Origin of the sequence: Streptomyces sp. NBC_00209 (genome assembly GCF_045206345.1) — a bacterium.
GTDB lineage: Bacteria > Actinomycetota > Actinomycetes > Streptomycetales > Streptomycetaceae > Streptomyces.
The window spans coordinates 6150445-6172852 of the sequence record NZ_CP108121.1 but is presented as its reverse complement, the minus strand read 5'-3'; the positions used below and the strand labels follow the sequence as shown (position 1 = coordinate 6172852).

The following is a 22408-nucleotide window of genomic DNA, read 5'->3' as shown; positions in this document are numbered from 1 at the left end:
ACCACCCCCGTGGGTTCCGGCCGCCCGTTCTCCTTTTCGGACGCGGCGCAGCCGTTTCCGGTTGCCGGATCAGCCATTACGGTGCCCGTATGCCACAGCAGACGTTCGATTCGTACGAAGAGTTCTGGCCGTACTACGTCGCGATGCACTCCCGGGCCGCGACCCGCTGGGTCCATCTCACCGGCACCCTGACCGGTCTCGCCATCAGCGCCTACGGGCTGGCGCGCGGCCGGAAGCGGTATCTGGCCGCGCTGCCGCTCATCGGCTACGGCACGGCCTGGCCCGCGCACTTCCTCATCGAGAAGAACAACCCGGCCACCTTCGGCCACCCGGCCTGGTCGCTGCGCGGTGACGCGCAGATGATCCGGATGATGCTGGCCGGGCGCGACCACGAGCTGGCGCAGACCGCCGGGAAGTGGCTGGCGGAGAACGGCCATTAGGGCTCTTCCTTTGGATCAGGCCGGATCAGGGAGCGGGCACCAGAGCCCGCGAGCCCGGCCTGATCCAAAGGAAGAGCCCTAGGTGGTGACGGGCTCGCGCGGGCGGTCCGCGCGGGCCAGGGCGTGTTCGACCACGGCCACCAGCACGTCCCGGGCCGAGGCCCGGTCCCGCGCGTCGCACATCAGGAGCGGCACCTGCGGGTCCAGGTCGAGCGCGGCCCGTACCGTCGCCTCCGGGAACAGGTCCGCGCCCTCGAAGCGGTTGACGGCGACGGCGAACGGGATCCCCCGGCGCTCGAAGTAGTCGACGGCCGCGAAGCAGTCGGCCAGGCGCCGGGTGTCCGCGAGCACGACCGCGCCCAGCGCGCCCTGCGCCAGCTCGTCCCAGAGGAACCAGAACCGGTCCTGCCCCGGTGTGCCGAAGAGGTACAGCACCAGGTCCTCGCGGAGCGTGATCCGCCCGAAGTCCATGGCCACGGTCGTCGTGGTCTTCCCCTCGACGCCGTCCAGATCGTCCACCGGACGGCCCGCCTCGGTCAGCCGTTCCTCCGTACGCAGCGGCCTGATCTCGCTGACCGCGCCCACCAGCGTCGTCTTGCCCACGCCGAAGCCGCCCGCCACCAGGATCTTGAGGGTGACGGGCTCCACGGGCCGCCTGCTGCGGCTAGAGCGCCCGAAGGCCATTGATCACCTCACGGAGAAGGTTCACGTCCGGCAGCTCGGCCGGCGGAACGGGACGGGTCACGTGTACCAGCTCGTCGTCCACGAGATCGCCGACCAGCACCCGTACCACGCCCACGGGCAGGTCCAGGGACGAGGCGAGCTCGGCGATCGACTGGGGCAGCTCATCGCAGAGTTCGAGGATCTCGACGTGTTCCGGGGTGAGCAGCTGGTCGCTGTCCGGGTCGTCGGCCTCGGGTTCGGGCACGACGATCGCGATCAGGTCGAGGCGGTGGCGGGACGCACTGCTGGTGCGCCCGCGGGTCATCGCGTAGGGGCGGACGACGGGCCCCGCGTCGTCGTCGTACCAGCGCGGGGTGCGCGGCCTTTCCGGGGTCTCCGGGGAGCCGGGCGATGCGGCGCTCATGGCGTCCGCTCACCCCCCGGAGGGCTGACCGGCCGTCCGGGGCGCGTTGGCCAGGTGGCTCCCCACGCGCTTGACCATGAGCGTCATCTCGTACGCCACCTGCCCCACGTCCGATTCGGATTCGGCCAGGACGGCGAGGCAGCTGCCGTCGCCCGCCGCCGTGACGAAGAGGAACGCCTCGTCCAGCTCCACGACGGTCTGGCGGACCCTGCCCGCGTCGAAGTGGCGGCCGACGCCCTTGGCCAGGCTGTGGAAGCCGGAGGCTACGGCGGCCAGGTGCTCGCCGTCCTCCGGCGTCAGGTCCTTGGACGCGCCGGTGGGCAGGCCGTCGCTGGAGAGCACCAGCGCCTTGCGGATGCTGGCGACGCGCGCGACGAGTTCGTCGAGGAGCCAGTTGAGTTCGCCGGACCCCTGGCGTGCGGTGTCGGCTTCGGCGGCGTTCGGTGCGGTCATGGACCGTCCCCTCCCGGAGTGGTTCCTGGTGCGGTGTCGCCGGGGCCCGTCGGGTCCTCGGCGTTCTCCTGGCGGCCGCGCTGCCAGCCACGCTGGAGCGAAGCCATACGGCTGCGTACCTGGTCGGCGTCCCGCTCGACGTCCTCGGCGCTCTCCACCGGACCGGGCCCCGCCGTGCGGGCGTCCGGGCCCTCGCGCAGCTGCGGGGCGAGGCTGGCCTGCCGGACGCGGCGGGGCAGGCCGCCCACGGTGTCGGGGGCGGGTTCGGGCTTACGGGGTGCGGGCACGGCCGGTCGGCGGTCCACCGGGCGGGCCGGCTCGCGGTCATCGGATGCGGGGTGGGCGCGGTCTCCCCCGTCGACCCGTCGGCCGCGGTCGGTGACCAGCGTCGGCGGGCGGCGCCGGCGGGGCAGCGGCCGGGTGCCCTCGGGGTGCAGGGCGCGCACGCCGTCGTCCGGAGCCTGCTGGTGCTGCTCGCGCTCGCCCTCGCGGCGCAGGGCGCGGGCGCGGAAGATGCCGCCGCGTTCGCTCTCGGTGTCCTCCAGGTCGGCGACCCCGTCGAGCACGGGGTCGAGCCCGGGCCCGGCCACCGCTTCGAGGACCGGGTCGCGGGTGAAGTCCAGCGGTTCGTCGCCCTCCAGCTCGACCGGGCCGTTGAGCAGGACCGGGTCGACCAGGCCCGTGGGGACCGGCGAGAGGCCGCTGGGCCGGCCGGGCACCGAGTCGTCGGCCTCGGGGCGCCGGGTGTCGCCGTCCGGCGTGCTGCCGGCGATGGCCTTCTCGGCCCGGCGGTCGAGGCGGAAGCCGGTGCCGTGCGCTTCGGGGGCGTCGGTGAGGAGGGCGGCGGGAAGGAACACGACGGCGGTGGTGCCGCCGTACGGGGAGGTCTGGAGGGAGACCCGGACGTTCTGCCGCTGGGCGAGCCGGCTGACCACGAAGAGGCCGAGGCGGTCCGTGTCGGACAGCTCGAACTCGGGGGTCTCGGCGAGCCGGAGGTTGGCGTCGAGCAGGACGTCGGGGGGCATGCCGAGGCCCCGGTCGTGGATCTCCAGGGTGAAGCCGTTGGCGACGCGCTCGCCGTGCACCTGGACCGCGGTGTGCGGCGGCGAGAACACCGTGGCGTTCTCCAGGAGTTCGGCGATCAGGTGCGTGAGGTCGGCGACGGCCGGGCCGCCCACGCCGATCCGGGGCAGTCGGCGGACCTCGATGCGTTCGTAGTCCTCGACCTCGGCGACGGCGGCCCGGACCACGTCCATCAGCTGGATGGGCTTGCGCCACTGCCGGGAGGGGGCGGCGCCGGAGAGGATCACCAGGCCCTCGGCGTGCCGGCGCATGCGGGTGGTGAGGTGGTCGAGGCGGAAGAGGTCGGCCAGTTCGTCGGTGTTCTCGGTGCGGCGCTCCATGGTGTCCAGGAGCGTGAGCTGGCGGTGGAGCAGGACCTGGTTGCGGCGGGCGAGGTTGACGAAGACCTCGGAGACACCGCGGCGCATGTCGGCCTGTTTGACGGCGGCCTCGACGGCGGCGCGTTGCAGGGTGTTGAGGGCCTGGCCGACCTGGCCGATCTCGTCGCGCTCGTACTGGAGGTGCGGGGACTCGGTCTCCACGTCGACCTGTTCACCCGAGGCGAGGCGGCGCATCACGCTCGGCAGCCGGACGCCGGCGACCTCGTGGGCGTCCTTGCGGAGCCGGGTGAGGTCGCGGACGAGCTCGCGGCCGATGCGTACGGAGACGAAGACGGAGACGACGAGGGCGAGGAAGCCGAGGACGCCGGCGATGCCCGCCTTGATCAGGATGCCGTAGCCGGCGGGCTTGCCCCGGTCCTTGAAGCGGTTGTTCATCTCCGTCGAGTCGTTGGCCAGCCGTTGCAGGGCGGCCGGGGCGACCTCCTGCCAGCGGGCGGCGTCGGCGGTGCGCGGGCTGGTGGTGGGGCCCCGGGAGATGATCCCGTACTCGGTGGAGCGCAGCGGTTCGCTGTCCGGGCCCTGCCAGTACTCCTGGGCGCGGCGGCGTTCGGAGGCCGGGAGCAGGTCGAGGTTGGTCTCGTAGAGCAGGCCGCGCTGCGCGACGAGGTCGGATATCTGGCGGAGTTCGGGGGCGGTGAGGCGGCCTGCCAGGAGTCCGGAGGCGACCAGGGCGTCTTCCCGGGAGAGCATTTCGCGGGCGCGGGACATGCCGGTCAGTGCGCGGACCTGCCGGTCCATGGAAACGTTCTCCATGGTGTGCAGGCCGGTCAGGAATCGGTAGCAGGGGTCGATCAGGCGGTTGTAGTACGCCATCGCCTTGAGCCGGCCGATGGTGCGCTTGTCGACGGAATCGCGCAGGGCGTCGAGTCCTTCGACGGCGCCGAGTATCGAGCCGAGCTGCGTTTCCGCGGTGGCGCCGAGTGCGTCGCGGATGTCCTTCTGCCCGGCGCTCTCGCGGACCTCGGCCACGACCCGGTCGGTGGCGGCGCGTTGGCGGCGCAGTACGGGCAGGGCGTCGGAGGCGCGTGGGTCGGCGAGGAAGACGAGGGTCTGGCGGCGTTCGCTCTGGATGACCCGGACGGTGTCCTCCAGGGGGTGGCCGACCTTCTCCACGACGGTGCTCGCGCCGAGCAGTTTCCCGGCCTCGCGCCCGGTGAGATAGGTGGCGAATCCCCAGAGGGCGGTGAGCGATACGAGGGGCACCACGAGCAACGCCACGATCTTCCTGCGGATGGACTTTCCGCGAAAGCGCATGGCCTCCCCCAGGTCATCCCCGCGGGACCGGGGACGGGTTTCGTCAACAAACGGCGCGAGCCTACTACCGACACACAGACAACCCGAAGGCATGTCCGGACGATTTTCGGCCGCCTTACCGGGAGTTGACCATGGCTTGTCCCGGTATTCCGGGAGATGAAATTCACGAAAGCGGCAGAAGAGGCCCGGGAGCATGGCAGGTTCCTTCACGTCCCGGTTGGCTGGAATTCTTCGCTTCGTGACGCCTGGGAGGAATCTTCACCGCTGACCACTCGTCTGTCTGTACGGGGGTAGGGGGACCAACGGGGCACGCTCGGGCGGACGGGACGGACCGTCCGCGTAGAAAGGGTGTATGCCGGGCAGCAACCCTGAAGACGGACAGCGGTGGGAGTGAACGGCCTTGGACACACAGGAGCGTGAAGGCGCGGTGGAGCCTGCGGGTGAGGTGAGCGAGCCGGGGCGGCAGGCGCTGTGGGTGGAGGAGCCGACGACACGCAGGCGCATGCCCGACCCGGTGCGGACGGCGGCGGTGCGGGCGGTGCTCGTCATGTCGCTGACGATGATTCTGGCGATGGTGGCGTTCCTCACCGCGCTGGCCGGGTCCTGGCTCTCCTTCCCGATGGTGCTGAGCGGGGTGGCGAGCACGGTGGTCGCGACCTGGGCGGTGCTGGACGTCTGGGTCACCCGCCAGGTGTGGAACCAGCGCAACGGCGTGGTCTCCGAGCCCAGCAGCTCGGCCCGGGCCCTGCGCCGCGAGCGGCGCAGGGCCCGGCGTGAGGCCCGCATCGCGCAGCGGGACGCGGCGCGGATAGGGCACCGGGGCACGGACCGCCTGTCGCGGGCCTGACCGCGCCCGGGCCCCGCCGCCCGGGCGCTACGGAGCCCGGGTTTCCTCGATCGTCTCGGACGCCTCCGGGGTCCGGGGTGCCGGGGCGCCGCGCTTGAACATGCGGGTCGCGGTGATCTCCCCGTGCACCGTCTCGCTGCCGGGGTCCTGCTGCGGCAGCCCGGGGCGCAGGTGCTCCTCGACGCTGATGTACTTCAGCCCGGCGCGCAGGTCCGCGTCGTTGCGGAGCCGGATGACGAGCGGGAATTCCGCCAGGGCCGTCGTGTCGAACAGGCCGGTGGTGTACAGCAGTTGTACGCCGAGCGCGTCGGCCACCGCGCGCTGGAGTTCCAACAGATAGGTGGCGTTGGCCCGGCCGATCGGGTTGTCCAGGAACAGCGTGCCCGCGTGCCGCTGCTCCGCGCGGTCACGCCCCCGGTCGTTGCTGCGCAGGGCGGCCATCGTGCAGTACAGGGCGATGGCGGCGGTGAGCAGCTGGCCGCCCGAGAAGACATCGCCCATCTGCCCGACCGGTACGCGCTCGGCGCGCAGCACGGCGTCCGGCTTCAGGATCTCGACGGCGACGCCCTTGGGTTCCAGGGCCGCCCCGACGCCGCGCAGGAGCAGCGACATGCCGTCGCGGCGCAGGTCGGAGTTCTTCCGGAGGGCCGCCCTCGTCGCCTCGTCCACGACCTCGCCGAGCCGTTCGGTGAGGGTGGCCTGGTCGGGCTCCTCGAAGCGGATACGGAGGAATTCCTGCCCGGACCACTCCCCCAGGCCCTCGGGGAGCCGGGAGAGCCGCTGGGCGGAGCGGAGCGTGGTGAGCGCGGACTCCACCAGGCCGCGCAGCCGGTCCACGATGGAGTCGCGGTTGCGCTCCAGCTGGGCCAGCTCGTCGGTCAGGACGCGCAGCCGGGGCGCGAAGGCGGCGGCCCACTTCTCGGCGTGCTCGGGGAGCGCGGCGGCGGGCAGTTCGCGGATCTGCTGCCGGGCCGGGGTGCGGACCTGTTCGTAGCGGGTGGAGTTGGCGTGCCGTACGAGGACGTCGCTCGCCTCCCGGACGGCCGCTTCGGCGGCGGAGAGGTCGGCGGCGCAGCCGCGCAGCGAGCGGCGGGCCTCGGCGGCGGACTGCCGGGCCTCCTCCAGGCTGCCCGGGTAGGGCTCGGGCTCCTCCTGGTCGTCCTCGGCGCCGTGGTCCCTGAGCAGGTCGCGCAGCAGGGCGGCCGTCTCGTCGAAGCCGCCCGCCGCGTCCTCCGCCGCGCGGTGGGAGTGCAGCAGCTCGGCGTGGGCGGCCCGGGCGGTGTCCAGCGCGGCGGTGGCGGCGGCCAGCTCGCCGGTGGCGGTGCGCAGGAGGGCCTGGGCCTGTTCCGCGTCGGCGGGCACCCGGTCGTCGGGCAGCTCGGTGTGCAGGCTCTCGCCGTCGGCGGGCGCCAGGCGCTCGGCCTCGCCGCGCAGCCGGCCCAGCTGCTCGCTGGCGGCGGAGGCCCGGGTCTCCAGGAGCTGGACGAGGGATTCGGCGCGGGCGGCCGCGGCCTGCCGGGACGGGCCGTCGGCGCCGTCGGTGCCCTCCAGGAGCTGGGCGGCCCGGGTGCGGACCTTGTTGGTGAGGCGGTCCAGCTCGGCGAGGGCGGCGCTCTCGTCGCTCTCGGCGCGGGCCTGCTCGGCGCGCAGGTCGGCGCCGACGCCCACCTTCTCGTACAGCTGGGACGCCGCCCGGTACGCCTCGCGCAGGGTGGGCAGGGCCTGACGGGGCGCGTCCTCGCCGAGGTCGGGGAGGTGTTCGGGGGCACCGGCGATCTCGGCGCGTTCGGCGCGCAGGGCGCGGGCGGTGCGGCGGGCGTCGTCGGCGGCGCGCTGGGCGGCGCGGCGGTCCTCGTCGGCGGCCCGGGCGCGCTCCAGGAAGACGGTGGCGCGGGCCTCGCTCTCCGCCGCCTCGTCGGTCAGCTCGCGCAGCTTGGCCTGCCAGCCGGCCCGTTCCCGCAGCCGGAAGGCGAGTCCGGCGAGCGCGTCGGCGGCCCGGCGAGCGCGCTGGGCGGCCTCTTGGCGCTCCTCGCGGACGCGGCCGGTGTCGGCGGCGGCCTCGTCGGCCTCGGCGCGGACCGTGCGGGCCTCGGCGAGGACGGCTTCGGCGGTCTCGGCGGCGGTGCGGGCGGTGCCGGCGGCTTCGGCGAGCTCGGCGAGCATGCCGGGCGGACAGTCGGCGCGCCAGGAACCGATGCGGGCGGCGAGCGCGCGGTCGGCGCCGAGGCGGGCGGCGAGCACGCGGATGTCCTCGTCGCGGGCGGCGGCCCGGCTGCGCAGCGCCTGGCGCTCCTCGTCGGCGGCGTGCTCGTCGTGCATGGCCGGGTTCGGCGGTACGAGGAAGACGCCTTCGCCGGCGCCGGACGCGCCGGTGCCGGGGCCGGGCACGGGGGCGAGGAGGGCGGCGGCGGTGCCGACGGCGACGGCGGACCGGGGCAGCAGGGCGGCGGCGCCGAGGACGTCGCGGGCGCGGGCGTGCGCGTCGGGGTCGGTGATGACGACGCCGTCCACGAGCTCGGGGCGGGCGGCGAGGACGGCGGCGTGGTCGGCGGGGTCGACGGCCTGGGCGAGGTAGCGCCAGCCGGGGAGGGCGGGGATGCCCTGTTCGCCGAGGTATTCCACGGTGGCCAGGACGTCGGGGCTCGGCGGGAGGAGGCCGCCGTCGCCGAGCGCGCCCAGGATGCGGGCGTCGTCGGCGGCCGCGGTGCGCAGTTCGAACAGGCGCCGTTCGGCGGTGGCGACGCCCTGGTCGAGCAGGGCGCGCAGCTCGTCGGCGCCGCGGTCGAACTCGTCGGCGGTGAGGGGCTGGGGGCGGTCGGCGGGGGCTCCGCCTTGGCCTGCGGCCTCGTCGGTGCGGTGCGGGTCGTCGCCGGCCGCTTCGGCGCCGCGCGCGGCCCGGCGGGGCCGGGGGACGGCGCCGGGCAGGCCGAGCAGTTCGGCGAGGCGGGGTTCGGCGGCGATCGAGTCGGCGGCCCTCAGCTCCGCCTCGTACGCCTGCTCGGCGGCGCGGGCGGCGTCGGCGGCGCGGGCGGCGGCCAGTTCGGCGCGGGATTCGTCGGCGGTGGCCCGGCGGGCCCGGTCGGCGGCGGCTCCGGCGGCCTCGCGGGCGGTGTCCCAGGCGGCGACGGCGGCCTGTTCGGCGTCGTTGGCGGCGAGGGCGGCCCGAGCGGGGTCGGCGTGCGGCGCGGTGTCGTCCAGCCAGCCGGCCCGGACGGCTTCGGCGGTCTCCTGCTCGACCTCGGCGAGGCGCTGGCGCAGATGGCCGGCCTCGCTGCGGGCCCGCTGGGCCTCGGTGGCGGCGGTGGTGGCGTCCCGGTGGGCGGCCTCGCCGGCGCTCTGGAGGGTGTCGGAGCGCTCCTCCTCCTCGTTGGCCCGGCTCTCGCCCGCCTCGGCGGCGGTGTGCAGGGCGCGTACGAGGTCGGCGGCGGCGCTCGCGCGGGCGGCGAGGGCGGGAGCGGCGTCGCGCTCGGCCTCCCGGATCGCGGCGGCGACGCGGGCGGAGCGGTCGGCGGCGGCGCGGTGGCGCAGGACGGCCTCGGCGGCCTGCCAGGCGGCGTGCAGGGTGCGCGCGTCGCCGAGTTCGCGGCGCTGGGCGGCGGCGCTCCTCTCGGCGGCGGTGAGTGCCAGCGAGGCGTGCCGGTAGGCGAGTTCGGCGGCGATCAGGGCGTTGCGCCCGCGGGTCTCCTCGGCACCGGTGACGGTGTGGGCTGCGGAGGTGACCTGCTGGGCGAGCTCGGCGGCCCGGCCGCGCTCCTCGCCGGCGCGGGCGGAGAGCCGGCGGGCGAGGGTGCGGGTGCGGCGCTCGGATCCGGCGTGGATGTCGCGGGTGCGGGCGCGGATCCCCGCGGCCTCGACGATGCGGCCGAGGAGGTCGGCGGAGCCCGCGGTGAAGTCGCGTTCGGCGGTGAGCTCGGCGCGGCGGCCGAGCTTGTTGCCGAAGCCGCTGACGAGGTCGGCGAGGCCGTCCGTGTCGCGGGTGTCGGTGACGGCGCGCAGCAGCAGGTCGGTGAAGTCGGAGTCCTTCTTGACCGCGAAGAGGCCGGCGGCCTCGCCCTCGTCGGCGTTCATCTCACGCTGGTAGCGGAAGAGTTCGGGGTCGAGGCCCAGGTCGCCCAGGTGCTCGTTCCAGCGGTCGTGGATCTCCTCCCAGTGCACGTCGAGGTGCTGGTAGAACTTCCCGGCCTCGGTGAGCGCGTCGCGGAAGCCCTTCATGGTGCGGCGGCGGCCACGGGCGCCGGAGACGCCTTCGGCGGGGCGGCCGACGGCGGTGGACTCGGCGACGGGCAGCGAGTCGAGCCCGAGTCCGGGGCCGGGCCGGAACGAGTACCACGCCTCGGCGAACTTCCGGGGGTCGTTGGAGACCTGGCGTCCGCGCCACTCGCTGACCTTGCCGACGACCACGCACTCGCCGGTCAGGGTGTGCTGCCACTCCAGGGCGACGTGGCCGCAGTCGTCGGCCAGCAGGAACTTGCGCAGCACGCCGGAGCTGGCGCCGCCGAGGGTGTTGCGGTGGCCCGGGAGCATCACCGAGAAGATCAGCTTCAGCAGGACGGACTTGCCGCCGCCGTTCTCCAGGAAGAGGACGCCGGCGGGGGCGGGCCGGCGCGGCGGGCCGACCGGCTCGTCCTCGAAGAACTCCGCCTGCGCCGGGGCGGGGCGGGGCACGGGCTCGCCGACTCCGCGCAGGTCGAGCACGGTGTCGGCGTAGCGTGCGCCGGCCGGTCCGATGGAGTAGAGGCGGACCCGGGACAGCTCGTACATGGCGGCGGACTCTCGTCGGTCTGGGAGCGGAGGGAAGGCGTCGGTGACGGGCTGCGGTCAGCCGTGGAACGGCAGGCCCGCGTCGGCCACCAGTTCCAGGTCGTCGGGGTCCGGCGGCGGCAGCAGCGTGGCGCTTCCGTCGGTGACGGGGACGACGCCCAGGTCGAGGAGCCCGGCCATGGCGGCGGTGCCGGCCATGTCGCGGACCTGGAGCTGGTAGCGGGCGGTGGTGCGGTACGTGCCTCCGGCGTCGTCGCCGGTGCGCTGGAGGAAACCGGAGTCGGTGAGGAAGGCGGCGGCCTTGCCGATGATGCCGGTGGTGGAGCCGGCGAGCCGGCGGGCGTCCTTGGTGGCGCCGGTGGCGCTGCGCCGGGCGTAGACGCGCCAGCCGGCTTCCAGGCCCGGGGTGTCACTGGCCGGGTCGGTGTTGTCGCCCAGCTCCTCGGCACGCTGCTCCAGGCGGTCGCATGCCTGGCGTACGAAGGCGTCCACGCCGTTGACCGTGATCCGGCCGATGTAGGCGTCGTCGGCCAGGTCCTCGGGGCGCGGGAAGGCCATCGCGGCGACGGCGAGGTGGGCGAGGCCGTGCAGGAAGCGGTCGGCGCTGTCCGAGGAGGCGCGGCGCGCGTAGTCGCCCATGCGGACGGCGAAGACGGAGTCCTCGCCCGCCGTGACGGCCATGCCGGCCCGGGGCGAGACTTCCAGGACGATGAGGCCGAGGCCGGTGGCGACGGCGTCGGCGAGCCGGGCGAAGGCGGGGTCGTCCCGGTAGCGGCGCAGCAGTTCGGCGTACTCCGCGTCGCGGGCGGGGAGCAGCTTGGGCTGGAGGCCGAAGGCGACGAGCCGGGCGGCGTCGGCCGTGTCCGCCGGGGTGACGGCGGCCGGTGCGGGCGCCGGGCGGTCGGGCTCGTGGGCGGGCCGGTCGGCGGGCTCGCTCCACGCGTCGGCGTGCTCTGCGCGGTGGTCGCTCACGACACTGGCTCCTCGGTGCGGAAGGTACGGAAAGTGGCTGCGGGCGGCCGGGCTGTCACGAAGCCTCCGAGCGGTCGGCGGCCATGCCGGCGGCGTCGAGCAGGGCCGTGCCGACGATCAGGTCGGCGCCGCCGAACTCCTCGTCGTCCAGCGGGGTGCCGTCGTCCACGGAGAACAGCAGGCGGCGCTCGCCCTGGCGGTAGGCGGTGCCGACCGGGGGGCTCGCGGCGTGCACGGCGAGCAGGGCGACCAGGTAGGGCAGGTCGGGGTCGCGGCGGCGGGCGTCGGCGAGGAGCCCGGAGAGCCGGCGCGGCGCGTCGTGCTCCAGGTCGAGCAGCTCCATCGCGGCGGCCAGCTGCTCCTCGCTGAAGCGGCTGTCGTCCGGGGTGGCGATCAGGTCCGGCTCGGGCATCTCGGCGCCGAGGTGTTCGCGGGCCGGGGGCGGGCTGAGGAGCAGGTCGACCAGGTCGCCCACCCGTACGGAGACCGGGGTGCGCAGGCCGGTGCCGTGGGCGAAGAAGGCATCGGTGGCGCGGCTCGCCCGCTCGACCGGGAGCGGTAGCAGCGGGCCGAGGAGCTGCCCGTAGAGGTCGAGTCCGGTGCGGACGGCGGGGGCGGCGAACGCCTGGCGGTCCTGCTCGGCGCGGAAGAGCGGGCCGGCCTCCAGGAGCCGGGACTGGAGCTGGGTGTGGCGGCGGATGCAGTCCTTGACGATGTCGACCAGCTCGGCGGCGCGGCGCTTGTGCTCGGGGTCCTCGGCCTCGTCGCGGGCCTTGCGGATGTTGGTCAGGATCGCGTTCTCGTGGCGGTAGCGGTCGGCGACGTGGTCCAGGGCCTCGGCGATCATGTCGGGCACGGCGTTGAGCCAGTCGACCGCGCGGACGTTGCGCCGGGTGGCGTCGAGCGTCCTGCGGAGCGTCTCCGCGTACTGCACGGTCCGGTAGCGGGCCTGTTCGGCGGCGAGCTGGGCGTCGGCGAGGCGGCCCCGGCTGATCAGGACCTCCAGCTTGACCTCGGCGGCGATCTGGGCGCTGGTGACGTCGGTGTCGAGGGCGCCGACCAGGACGTTGACCGCCTCGTCGGTGGCCCTGAGGTAGACGCTGCCGCCGTGCCCGGGGACCTCCTCGATCAGCTTGAAGTCGTAGTCGCGGCGGACGTAGGCGCCGTCGGGCCCGAAGGTGCCGTAGACCGCGCGGAATCCGCGGTCGACGCTGCCGACGTTGATCAGGTTCTCCAGGACCCAGCGGGCGACCCGTTCGTGCTCGGCGGCGGGGCGGGCGGGGGCCTGGGCGGCGACGCGCGGGAGGAGCCTGGTCACTATCTGGTCGTGGTCCGCGCCCGTGTCGAAGTCCATGTTGAGCGTGACGTGGTCGATCGCGGCGAGGGCGACCTCGGCCATCGCGTAGCCGCTGTACTCACCGGCGAGGTTCGCCTTGCGGACGTCCAGGTCGTGCAGCGGCGCCGTGCAGGCGAGCGCGCGCAGCCGCCGGGACAGCCCCTCGTCGGCGGCCGGGCCCGGTGCGGGCCGCGGCCCCGCGCTGAGCTGGGGCGCAGCGTTGTCCGTGTAGGCAGGCGAAGTCACGGTGCACAGATTAGGTCCTCGCACCGACAACGGTCGAAACGGCGCAGAAGGGCCGCTCCCGGCGGACCGGTCAGTTCCCCGTGTTCTCCCCGCCCCGCTCCCCGTAACCCCCGCCCCCGGGCGTACGCAGTACCAGTACGTCGCCCGGGCCGGCGTCCGCGCTGTCGCGGGCGGCCAGTTCGGTGCGGCCGCCGTCGGCGCGTTCGATGTGCTGGCTGCCGAGGGCGCCGGGTTCGCCGCCCGCCATGCCGTACGGGGGCACCCGGCGGTGTCCGGTGAGGAGGGCCAGGGTGACCGGTTCGAGGAAGCGGATGCGGCGCTCGACGCCGCAGCCGCCCCGGTGGCGGCCCGCTCCCCCGCTGCCCTCGCGCACCCGGAAGCTCTCCAGCCGGACCGGGTAGCGCCATTCCAGGATCTCGGGGTCGGTGAGCCGGGAGTTGGTCATGTGGGTCTGGACGGCGTCGGTGCCGTCGAAGTCCTCGCCGGCGCCGGAGCCGCTGGCGACGGTCTCGTAGTACTGGACGCGGTCGTTGCCGAAGGTCAGGTTGTTCATGGTGCCGGAGCCCTCGGCCTGGACGCCGAGGGCCGCGTACAGCGCGCCGGTCACCGCCTGCGAGGTCTCGACGTTGCCGGCGACGATGGCGGCGGGCGGGACGGGCGCGAGCATGGAGCCCTCGGGGATGCGGATCTCCAGCGGGTTCAGGCAGCCGCTGTTGAGCGGGATGTCCTCGGCGACCAGGGTGCGGAAGACGTACAGCACGGCGGCCATGACCACGGACTTCGGGGCGTTGAAGTTGCCCGGCTGCTGCGGGGACGTACCGGTGAAGTCGATGACGGCGTCGCGGGCCTCGCGGTCGACGGTGACGGTCACCTCGATGACGGCGCCGTCGTCCGTCTCGTAGCGGTAGTGGCCGTCGCCGAGCCCGGCGATGATGCGGCGCACCGACTCCTCGGCGTTGTCCTGCACATGGCCCATGTAGGCGTCCACGACCTCGGTGCCGAACTGGTCGGTCACGGCGCGCAGTTCGGCGATCCCCTTCTCGTTGGCGGCGATCTGGGCGCGCAGGTCGGCGAGGTTGGTCTCGGGGTCGCGGGAGGGGTACGGGGCGGTGGTGAGGTGGTCGCGGGTGGCGTCCTCGCGGAAGGCGCCGTCCCGGACCAGGAGCCAGTTGTCGAAGAGGACGCCCTCCTCGTCCACGCTCCGGCTGAAGGCGGGCATGGAGCCGGGGGTGATGCCGCCGATCTCGGCGTGGTGGCCGCGCGAGGCCACCAGGAAGCGCAGCACCGGTCCGTCGCCGGTCGTGTCGAACACGGGTGTCACTACGGTGACGTCGGGGAGGTGGGTGCCTCCGTGGTACGGGTCGTTGATGGCGTAGACGTCGCCGGGACGCAGGGTGGCGGCGTTGCGCCGGAGCACTTCCTTGATCGACTCGCCCATGGAGCCGAGGTGGACGGGGATGTGGGGCGCGTTGGCGATCAGGTTGCCGTCGGCGTCGAACAGGGCGCAGGAGAAGTCGAGGCGCTCCTTGATGTTGACGGAGCGGGCGGTGTTCTCCAAGGTCACGCCCATCTGCTCGGCGATGGACATGAAGAGGTTGTTGAAGACCTCCAGCATCACCGGGTCGACCTGGGTGCCGACGGCCTGCCGGGCGGGGCGCGGGCGGGCGCGGGTGAGGACGAGGTGGCCGGTGGCGGCGAGTTCGGCCCGCCAGCCGGGGTCCACGACGGTGGTGGCGTCCGCCTCCGCGATGACGGCGGGGCCGGTGACGACGTCGGTGGCCCTGAGGTCGTTCCGGCGGTGGAGCGGGGCCTCCTGCTCGTGCCCCTCCGCGAACATGCGGGCGGTGTCGTGGGGGCGGGGTGTGGTGGGGGCGCCCTCGTCCCGCCCGGCCGGCCGGAGCTCGGCGTGGCCGCCGGCGGTCCCGGTGGCCTCGACGGAGACCGTCTCCACGACGAGCCGCCGGTCGGCCGTGAAGCCGTAGCGGGCGCGGTGCTCGCGGGTGAAGGCGTCGGTCATGGCGGCGGCCGTGTCCAGGGCGACGGGCAGGCTCGCGTCGGTGCCCTCGTACCGCAGCAGGACCCGGGCGCGGGTGGTGATCGCGTCGGCGGGCACGCCGTCGGCGCGCAGGTCGGCGCTCGTACGGGCGGCGAGTTCGGCGCACAGCTCCCGCACCCGGGGCTCGGAGTCCGCGTCCAGGGCGGCTTCGAAGGACTGCTCGCGCATGGCGGTGGCGTCGGCGAGCCCGATGCCGTACGCGGACAGCACCCCGGCCAGCGGCGGGACGAGGACGGTGTCGATGCCGAGGGCGTCGGCGACGGCGCAGACGGCCTGGCCGCCGGCGCCGCCGAAGCCGGTGAGGGCGTAGCGGGTGATGTCGTGGCCGCGCTGTACGGAGATCTTCTTGACGGCGTTGGCCATGGAGAGGACCGCGATCTCCAGGAAGCCGGCCGCGGTCTCGGCCGCCGTCCGCTTGGTGCCGGTGGCCCGGGCGACCTCCTCGGCCAGTTCGTCGAAGCGCTCGCGCACGATGTCCGCGTCGAGGGGCTGGTCGCCGTCCGGCCCGAAGACGGCGGGGAAGTGGGCGGGGCGGATGCGACCCAGCATGACCTGGGCGTCGGTGACGGTCAGCGGCCCGCCCCGGCGGTAGCAGGCGGGGCCGGGGACCGCGCCCGCGGAGTCGGGGCCGACCCGGTAGCGCCGGCCGTCGAAGTGGAGGACGGAGCCGCCGCCGGCCGCGACGGTGTGGATGTTCATCATGGGGACGCGCATCCGGGCACCGGCGACCTCGGTGCCCAGTTCGCGTTCGAACTCGCCCGCGTAGTGCGAGACATCGGTGGAGGTGCCGCCCATGTCGAAGCCGATGACCCGGTCGTGGCCGGCCTGGGCGGAGGTGCGGACCATGCCGACGACGCCGCCGGCCGGTCCGGAGAGCACCGCGTCCTTGCCCCGGAAGTGGGCGGCCTCGCGCAGGCCGCCGTTGGACTGCATGAACATGATCCGGATGCCGGGGAGTTCGGCGGCGACCGAGTCGACGTACCGGCGCAGGATCGGCGAGAGGTAGGCGTCCACGACGGTGGTGTCGCCGCGCGGGACGAGCTTGATCAGCGGGCTGACCTCGTGGGAGCAGCTGATCTGGGTGAAGCCGGCGGCCCTGGCCTCGGCGGCGACGGCCTGCTCGTGGGCCGGGTGGCGGTAGCCGTGCATCAGGACGACGGCCGCGCTGCTCAGCCCGTCGGCGCGGGCCTCGCGGAGCAGTCCGGCGACGGCCTCGCGGTCGAGCGGGGTGACGGTGCGGCCGTGGGCGTCGATGCGCTCGGGGACCTCGATGACCCGGTCGTACACGGCTTCCGGAAGCAGGATGCGGCGGTCGAAGAGGCGGGGGCGGTTCTGGTACGCGATGCGCAGGGCGTCCCGGAAGCCTTCGGTGATGACCAGGGCGGTCGGTTCGCCGCGCCGTTCCAGCAGGGCGTTGGTGGCGACGGTGGTGCCCATCTTGACGGCGGCGACCCGGTCGGCGGGGACCGGCTCGTCGGGTCCGAGCCCGAGCATCAGCCGGATGCCGGCGACGGCGGCGTCGCGGTAGCGGTCCGGGTCGTGGGAGAGGAGTTTGCGGGTGACGAGCTCTCCGTCGGGGCGCCTCCCCACCACGTCGGTGAAGGTGCCGCCACGGTCGATCCAGAACTCCCAGCGCCCCGTCATGCCCCCATACTGGCCCGCCGTCCGGTGATCGCGGAGCAGGGCGGGGAGCGGCGCGCCCCCGACGCGCTGCGCTCCTGGGGTACCGCGGGATGTCGCCGGTCAGACCGCCGGGGCGTCCGGGCCGATCCTGCTGCGTACCGCCGACTGGACCTCGGCCTCCTCGGCGGGGTCGGCGGCCAGGCGGCGCAGCCGCTCGGCGACGCGCAGGTCACCGGTCTCGGCGTGGTGGGCGGCGACCTCGCGGGTCGTCTCCTCGCAGTCCCACAGGCATTCGACGGCGAACCCGGTGGCGAAGGACGGGTCGGTGGCGGCGAGGGCCCGGGCGGTCCGGCCGCGCAGCTGCGAGGAGGACGTCTCCCGGTAGATGTGGCGCAGTACGGGTGCGGCGCAGGCGATGCCGAGGCGGCCGGCGCCGTCCACGAGCGCCCACAGCCGTGGCGCGTCGGGTCCGTCGCCGCGTACGGCGTCGCGCAGCGCGCCGAGCACCGCCGGGGCGTCCTGCGGGCCGCCCCGGCCGGCCAGCACTCCGGCGGCGGACGCTCCGAGCGCGTCCGGCCTGCGGGCCCAGCGGCGGGCGCGCTCCACGGCGTCCTCGCCGCACATGCGCTCGAAGGCGGCGACGGCGGCGTCGGCGACGGTGCCCCGGGGTTCGGTGGCGGCGGTCTCGATGAGGTCGAGCACGACGGGGTCGCGGACCTCGGCGGCCAGGTAGTGGAGGGCCGCGCAGCGGGCGGCGTCGGGTCCGCTGCGGGCGGCCGCGACGATTCCGGACCGGTCCTCGGGGCCCGCGACGGCGGCGAGGCAGCGGGCGGCCGGCACGTGCAGCACGCTGCCGCGCTCAAGCCCCTGCTGGGCCCAGTCGAAGACCGCCTGGACGCTCCAGCCGGGCCGGGGGCCGCCGGGCCGCATCTGGCGTTGCCAGCGGTCGAAGGACCCCTGCTCGGACGCGGCCCGGACGCGGGCGCCGACGGCCTCGCGCGGGTCGTCGGCCCAGAGGCGCCAGGGGCGGGGCTCGTAGGCGTCCCGCACGGTCGCGGCCAGCTCGGCGCGGCCCTCGGGGTCGTCGGGGAAGCGGGCGAGCACGGGCTCGGCGAGGGAGCGGAGTCCGGCGTCGTCGTCGCGCAGGGCCAGCTCGTCCAGGGCCCAGGCCCAGTTGGAGCCGGTCGCGGCGTAGCGCCGCAGCAGGGCGAGGGCGTCGCCGCGCCCGTAGGAGGCGAGGTGACCGAGGACGGACAGGGCGAGGCCGGTCCGCGAGTCCTCGGTGTCGAGGTGGTCCTCGGGGTCGGTCAGGTGCCGCTCGATCTCCTCGACACCGCCGTCGAGGTCGAGGTGGAGGCGCGCGTAGTACAGGGAACGGTTCTCCACCTGCCAGTCGTGGCGCGGGTCGCTCAGGACGCAGTGGTGGAGAGCCGCCAGGGCCTCGGAGCGCGGTGCGGCGAGCGCGTGGAGCGTGCCGTCGCCGCGGCCTCTCTGGAGCAGGCCGAGCAGGGTGCCGCTCGGCGCTATGAACGGATCGAACATGGGGAAAGCCTCACATCAAGCTGTCGACACAACCGGGACTGTGCAGTTCCACGTGCTCCGGGACGAGCACTGGGGCGAGCCCTAGGGCGTGTCCGCCCTAGGCCGCACAGCAACATGATTCGCCGACCGCCGTCTTCCGCCTGGTGTAGAGCATCTTCCTCTGCCTCTCGTCGGGTGGCCCGGATCGGGCCCGCGACGTCATGATGACCCAGCCATTTCGCCACCGCGACCACATTTACGACGTACCCGTTCAGCGGGCGCCGAAGAGTTCCAGCAGGTCGTCCTTGCCGAACATGCGTGCGGTGTCGACCGCGGAGGGCGTTCCGGCGGCCGGATCGGCGCCCGCGTCGAGGAGGGCGCGGATCACCGCTTCCTCGCCCTTGAAGACGGCTCCGGCGAGGGGCGTCTGGCCCCGGTCGTTGGCCCGGCCCGGGTCGGCGCCGCGGGCGGCGAGAGCGGTGACCGCGGGGGCGTGGCCGTGGTAGGCGGCGAGCATCAGCAGTGAGTCGCCCCGGTCATTGGTGAGGTTGGCGGGCACCCCGGCGTCCACGTAGGCGGCGAGGGCGTCGGCGTCGCCGGCGCGTGCCAGGTCGAACACCTTGGAGGCCAGCTCCACGACCTCGGGATCGGGGACGTCGCTCATCGGGGTACCGCCTTCCTTGACCGTTCGGGCCGCCGTCGGCGGCCGGCCCGTGCACGGCGGGGGCCGTGCGAGTGAACCGACAGGGTACTGCCCGGGCGAGCCCATGATCAGGAGCGGGCTCCCCCTCCGCCGATCGGGTGGATAATCACCCTTTTCACCCGATTGCACCTTTTATCTTATGGATACTTGGGGTGAGCCTGGAAGGACTCATGGTGACCGTCCCCTCCAACCAGGAGAACACTCATGATCCTTTCCATGTCCGGCGTCGTCATCCTCGGCATCATCGTCTTCCTGTTCTTCAGGAAGGACGGCCTCAAGGCGTCGCACGCCCTCGTCACCGCCCTGTTCGGCTTCTACCTGGCCGGGACCGCCATCGCACCGAGCATCACCGCGGGCGGAGCGAGCCTGGCCGGACTCCTGGGCGGGATCAAGTTCTGACCCTCCGCCTCCGCACCGACCCCTTCAGGAGACAGACGTGGCCAGGCGACCACTCCCCCGCATTCTGAGCAGCGGCAGCGCTTCGATCACTCGCAGTCGAGAGTTCGCGCGCACGGCCGCCGACAGCGCCACCGATGTGCTCCATCCGCTGATCACGCTCACGCGCGGTCTGCGGCTGCTGGCCGGCGCAGGACGGCAGAAGTGGGCCGCGACGCCCAAGGACCGGCGTGGACCCACGCTGTTCCTCGTCGCGGCCTGCGTGCTCGTGGTCGCGCTCATCCCGTACGGGCCGGTGCTGGCCCTCGTCACGGTGATGGGCGCAGCCGCGTGGAAGGGGCGCGACCGCACCCCCGTCAGGACCGGCCCCGACGAGGCGGAGACCGCCCGGCTGCGCTCCCTGTACGAAGCCCTCGTGCCGTACTTCTCGACGGCCGACGACCCCGGCCCGCTGTTCAGCCACGGCGGCGAGTGGGAGCAGGTCTTCAGCGGTTACGAGTTCGACGGCGACGGCCGCGTCTCGCGCCTCCAGGTCGCGTATCCCGCGTACTTCACCGACAGCGAGCCCGAGTCCCGGGCCCGGATCGAACAGCTGCTGCACGCCAAGTCGGGCCGCGGCCGGGAGTACCGGTTCAGCTGGGACGAGGAGGGCAACCGGCTCGTGATGAGCGTCCTGGACGCCCTGCCGACCTCGCTCACCGCGCAGCGCTTCGTCACCGCCCCCGGCGAGACCGTCCTCGGCTTCACGGACGAGGACGCCGTACCGCGCACCCTCCCGGTGAGCGACGACGCCGGCACCCGGGACGCGCCCGGCGTCGTCTGGCGCACCGGCCCCCGCTCCACCGAACCGCACCTGCTCGTCGCCGGGCAGCCCGGCAGCGGCACCACCACCCTGCTGCGGTCCATCGCCCTCCAGGCGCTCCAGCAGGGCGACATCCTCATCGTGGAGGGCAGCGGCACCGGCGAGTACGCCTGCTTCACCGGGCGCGAAGGCGTCCTGGCCGTCGAGTGCGGGCCCGCCGGCGCGCTCTCCACGCTGGAGTGGGCGGCCAACGAGACGGAACGCCGGCTGATCGAGGCGAACCGGGCCCGGCAGGCCGGGGACCCGGTCCCCGAGGACCTGACGCGGCCGCTCTGGATCCTGCTGGACCGGCCGAGCGCGCTCGCCCGGCCGGCCGGAGACGGCACGCCCGACGTGCGGGAACTGCTCCAGATCCCGCTGCGGCACGGCCGGGCCGCCCATGTCGTCGTGGTCCTCGCCGAGGCGTTCGACCACCTCGACGGCCTCGGCGAGACCGTCCGGACGCACACCAGGGCCCGGGTGGTGCTCGGCGAGTGCACCGCCGAGCAGGTCGAGTCGGTGCTCGGCACCGGACCGCACACCACCCCGCCGCCGGACGCCCCGGCCGGCCGCGGCTACGCCCGGTTCGGCGCCGGTCCGGTGCTGCGCATCCAGGTCCCGGCCACGCCCGACCCGTACGACGACGCCACGAACGAGGCGCAGCGCGCGGCGGTGCTGAGCCTGCTGCCGGAGCGGCGCACGGCGGTCGAGGCGGGGGCGCCGGAACCGGCGCCGGTCGAGGCGGGGGCGCCGGAACCGGCGCCGGTCGAGGCCGTGGCGGCACCGGTCGCGCTGGAGGCCGTGGCCGTCGGCGACTGAACGCGTGGCAGCGACGGAGGAGGGCCCGGCGGCGCGCCGGGCCCTCCTCCGTCGTTCACGCCACGAACGTACGCGGTGCCTCCGCGCCCGCCCCGCCGCCCGCGCCGACCAGCCGGGCCGCCTGGGCGAGACGCTGGGCCGCCTCGTCCGCGACCGGGCCGCCGACCGTGAACGGCAGCCGTACATAGCCCTCGAAGGCGCCGTCGACCCCGAACCGGGGCCCGGACGGAACCCGCACCCCGACCCCCTCGCCGGCCACCGCGAGCCGGGAGCCGGAGAGGCCGCCGGTGCGCACCCAGAGCGTGAGCCCGCCGGCGGGCACGGCGAACTCCCACTCCGGCAGCTCCCGGCGCACGGCCGCGACGAGCGCGTCGCGGTTCTCCCGGGCCTGTTCCCGGCGCAGCCGCACGGCCTCCTGCCAGCCGCCGGTGCCCATCAGCCAGTTCACCGCGAGCTGTTCGAGGACGGGGGTGCCCATGTCGGCGTACGCACGGGCGGCGACGAGGCTGCGGATCACGTCGGGCGCGGCCCGCACCCAGCCGATCCGCATGCCCGCCCAGAACGCCTTGCTGGCCGAACCCACGGTCAGGACCGTGCTGCCCGCAGGGTCGAACGCGCAGACCGGGCGCGGCATCGCCACGTCCTCATCGAGGTGCAGCTCCCGCATCGTCTCGTCGACGACCAGCACCGTGCCCGCCGAGCGGGCGGCGTCCACCAGCGCCCGGCGGCGCTCCTCGTCGGCCAGCGCCCCGGTCGGGTTGTGGAAGTCCGCGACGACGTAGCCGAGCCGGGGCGCGGCGTCCCGCAGGACCTGGCGCCACCGGTTCAGGTCCCAGCCGCCGAGCCCCTCCTCCATGGCGACGGGGACCAGCCGGGCGCCCGCCTCGCGCATCAGCTGGAGGATGTTGGCGTAGCTCGGGGACTCCACCGCGATGCGCTCGCCGCGTCCCGCGAAGAGGTGGCAGATGGCGTCGATGGCGCCCATCGCGCCGGTGGTGACCATGATCTGCTCGGGCATGGTCGGGATGCCGTCGGCGGTGTAGCGTTCGGCGATCATCCGGCGCAGGGCGGGCAGACCGGCGGGATAGTCGCCGTGGGTGTGGGCGTACGGGGGCAGCTCCTCCAGGGCGCCCTGGACGGCCCGGGTCAGCCAGGGCTCGGGGGCCGGCAGCGAGGCGCAGCCCAGGTCGATCATGGAGCCCAGGGCCTCGGGCGGCAGGGGTTCCAGGCCGCGGGCGGGCAGCGGGTTGCCCGCCGGGACCGCCGTCCAGCTGCCCGCGCCGCGCCGGGACTCCAGGAAGCCCTCGGCCCGCAGCGCCTCGTAGGCGGCGGCGACCGTGGTGCGGCTGACGGCGAGGGCGAGGGCGAGCTCGCGTTCGGCGGGGAGGCGGGCGGCGACCGCGACCCGGCCCTCCAGGACGAGCAGCCGGATGCCGTCGGCGAGGGCGCGGTAGGCGGGCGGGCGGCGGCTGCCGGGCCCGGCCGGCCGCTGCTGCTGGGCCTGGAGCTGCCGGGCCAGCTGGGCCGCGCCGACCGCCGAAGTCCACTGCGCCATGAGAATCAGTCCACCTTCCTCGGATTGGCCATGGT

15 protein-coding genes are annotated in these 22408 nt (G+C 74.6%); 4 read left to right on the top strand and 11 right to left on the bottom strand.

All coding sequences use genetic code 11. The features are described 5' to 3' along the window. The first annotated feature begins 89 nt into the window (after nt 1-89). The gene (locus tag OG867_RS28055; RefSeq protein WP_406289501.1) at nt 90-440 is read left to right on the top strand and encodes an Mpo1-like protein; all 351 of its coding nucleotides are present in this window, start codon (nt 90-92) and stop codon (nt 438-440) included. A 78-nt stretch (nt 441-518) separates the two neighbouring features. Here OG867_RS28055 and OG867_RS28050 read toward each other — a convergent pair whose 3' ends face one another. From OG867_RS28050 to OG867_RS28035, 4 genes are read right to left on the bottom strand one after another with little or no spacing between them, the layout of a single operon-like run. After that, a complete protein-coding gene (locus tag OG867_RS28050) occupies nt 519-1124 on the bottom strand; it encodes an ATP/GTP-binding protein (RefSeq protein WP_328899169.1) in 606 nt (201 codons plus the stop codon). Next, entirely contained in the window at nt 1105-1527 is a 423-nt protein-coding gene (locus tag OG867_RS28045; protein ID WP_328899170.1) for a DUF742 domain-containing protein, read from the bottom strand. Before OG867_RS28045 ends, OG867_RS28050 begins: the two co-directional genes overlap by 20 nt. Before the next feature lie 9 nt (nt 1528-1536). Further along, nucleotides 1537-1980, bottom strand: coding sequence for a roadblock/LC7 domain-containing protein (locus OG867_RS28040; protein ID WP_328899171.1), 444 nt, complete (start codon nt 1978-1980; stop codon nt 1537-1539). Then, a complete protein-coding gene (locus OG867_RS28035) occupies nt 1977-4697 on the bottom strand; it encodes a nitrate- and nitrite sensing domain-containing protein (RefSeq protein WP_406289498.1) in 2721 nt (906 codons plus the stop codon). Before OG867_RS28035 ends, OG867_RS28040 begins: the two co-directional genes overlap by 4 nt. A 400-nt stretch (nt 4698-5097) precedes the next feature. Between OG867_RS28035 and OG867_RS28030 the strand changes: the two genes are divergently transcribed. Then, complete coding sequence (locus tag OG867_RS28030; protein WP_406289495.1) at nt 5098-5544, top strand: hypothetical protein; 447 nt, start codon at nt 5098-5100, stop codon at nt 5542-5544. A 27-nt stretch (nt 5545-5571) separates the two neighbouring features. Here OG867_RS28030 and OG867_RS28025 read toward each other — a convergent pair whose 3' ends face one another. The 6 genes from OG867_RS28025 to OG867_RS28000 form a co-directional block, all read right to left on the bottom strand. Then, the gene (locus tag OG867_RS28025) at nt 5572-10305 is read right to left on the bottom strand and encodes a hypothetical protein (protein WP_406289492.1); all 4734 of its coding nucleotides are present in this window, start codon (nt 10303-10305) and stop codon (nt 5572-5574) included. A 57-nt stretch (nt 10306-10362) separates the two neighbouring features. Further along, nucleotides 10363-11277 carry a hypothetical protein gene (locus OG867_RS28020; RefSeq protein ID WP_406289489.1) on the bottom strand — a complete coding sequence of 305 codons (915 nt, stop codon included), beginning with the start codon at nt 11275-11277 and terminating at the stop codon, nt 10363-10365. Between the two features lie 55 nt (nt 11278-11332). Next, a complete protein-coding gene (locus tag OG867_RS28015; RefSeq protein WP_406289487.1) occupies nt 11333-12859 on the bottom strand; it encodes a hypothetical protein in 1527 nt (508 codons plus the stop codon). Between the two features lie 70 nt (nt 12860-12929). Next, a complete protein-coding gene (locus tag OG867_RS28010) occupies nt 12930-16559 on the bottom strand; it encodes a hydantoinase B/oxoprolinase family protein (RefSeq protein ID WP_406289484.1) in 3630 nt (1209 codons plus the stop codon). Nucleotides 16560-16658: 99 nt separating this feature from the next. Further along, a complete protein-coding gene (locus tag OG867_RS28005) occupies nt 16659-18080 on the bottom strand; it encodes a HEAT repeat domain-containing protein (RefSeq protein ID WP_406289482.1) in 1422 nt (473 codons plus the stop codon). A gap of 250 nt (nt 18081-18330) precedes the next feature. After that, nucleotides 18331-18723, bottom strand: a complete 393-nt coding sequence (locus OG867_RS28000) for an ankyrin repeat domain-containing protein (protein ID WP_330311228.1) — start codon at nt 18721-18723, stop codon at nt 18331-18333. A gap of 243 nt (nt 18724-18966) precedes the next feature. Between OG867_RS28000 and OG867_RS27995 the strand changes: the two genes are divergently transcribed. After that, a complete protein-coding gene (locus tag OG867_RS27995) occupies nt 18967-19161 on the top strand; it encodes a hypothetical protein (RefSeq protein WP_018103962.1) in 195 nt (64 codons plus the stop codon). Nucleotides 19162-19198: 37 nt separating this feature from the next. After that, on the top strand, nt 19199-20818 hold the full coding sequence (locus OG867_RS27990; RefSeq protein ID WP_406289477.1) for a hypothetical protein: 1620 nt from the start codon (nt 19199-19201) through the stop codon (nt 20816-20818). Between the two features lie 55 nt (nt 20819-20873). Here the strand turns inward: OG867_RS27990 and OG867_RS27985 are convergent, their stop codons facing one another. Then, on the bottom strand, nt 20874-22373 hold the full coding sequence (locus OG867_RS27985; RefSeq protein ID WP_406289475.1) for a PLP-dependent aminotransferase family protein: 1500 nt from the start codon (nt 22371-22373) through the stop codon (nt 20874-20876). Nucleotides 22374-22408: the final 35 nt, after the last annotated feature.

Excerpts from the sequence above, each read along its gene's own strand:
- OG867_RS28055 (WP_406289501.1), top strand. The coding sequence starts at position 90 with ATGCCACAGCAGACGTTCGATTCGTACGAAGAGTTCTGGCCGTACTAC.
- OG867_RS28050 (WP_328899169.1), bottom strand. The coding sequence starts at position 1,124 with ATGGCCTTCGGGCGCTCTAGCCGCAGCAGGCGGCCCGTGGAGCCCGTC.
- OG867_RS28045 (WP_328899170.1), bottom strand. The coding sequence starts at position 1,527 with ATGAGCGCCGCATCGCCCGGCTCCCCGGAGACCCCGGAAAGGCCGCGC.
- OG867_RS28040 (WP_328899171.1), bottom strand. The coding sequence starts at position 1,980 with ATGACCGCACCGAACGCCGCCGAAGCCGACACCGCACGCCAGGGGTCC.
- OG867_RS28035 (WP_406289498.1), bottom strand. The coding sequence starts at position 4,697 with ATGCGCTTTCGCGGAAAGTCCATCCGCAGGAAGATCGTGGCGTTGCTC.
- OG867_RS28025 (WP_406289492.1), bottom strand. The coding sequence starts at position 10,305 with ATGTACGAGCTGTCCCGGGTCCGCCTCTACTCCATCGGACCGGCCGGC.
- OG867_RS28010 (WP_406289484.1), bottom strand. The coding sequence starts at position 16,559 with ATGACGGGGCGCTGGGAGTTCTGGATCGACCGTGGCGGCACCTTCACC.
- OG867_RS28005 (WP_406289482.1), bottom strand. The coding sequence starts at position 18,080 with ATGTTCGATCCGTTCATAGCGCCGAGCGGCACCCTGCTCGGCCTGCTC.
- OG867_RS28000 (WP_330311228.1), bottom strand. The coding sequence starts at position 18,723 with ATGAGCGACGTCCCCGATCCCGAGGTCGTGGAGCTGGCCTCCAAGGTG.
- OG867_RS27995 (WP_018103962.1), top strand. The coding sequence starts at position 18,967 with ATGATCCTTTCCATGTCCGGCGTCGTCATCCTCGGCATCATCGTCTTC.
- OG867_RS27985 (WP_406289475.1), bottom strand. The coding sequence starts at position 22,373 with ATGGCGCAGTGGACTTCGGCGGTCGGCGCGGCCCAGCTGGCCCGGCAG.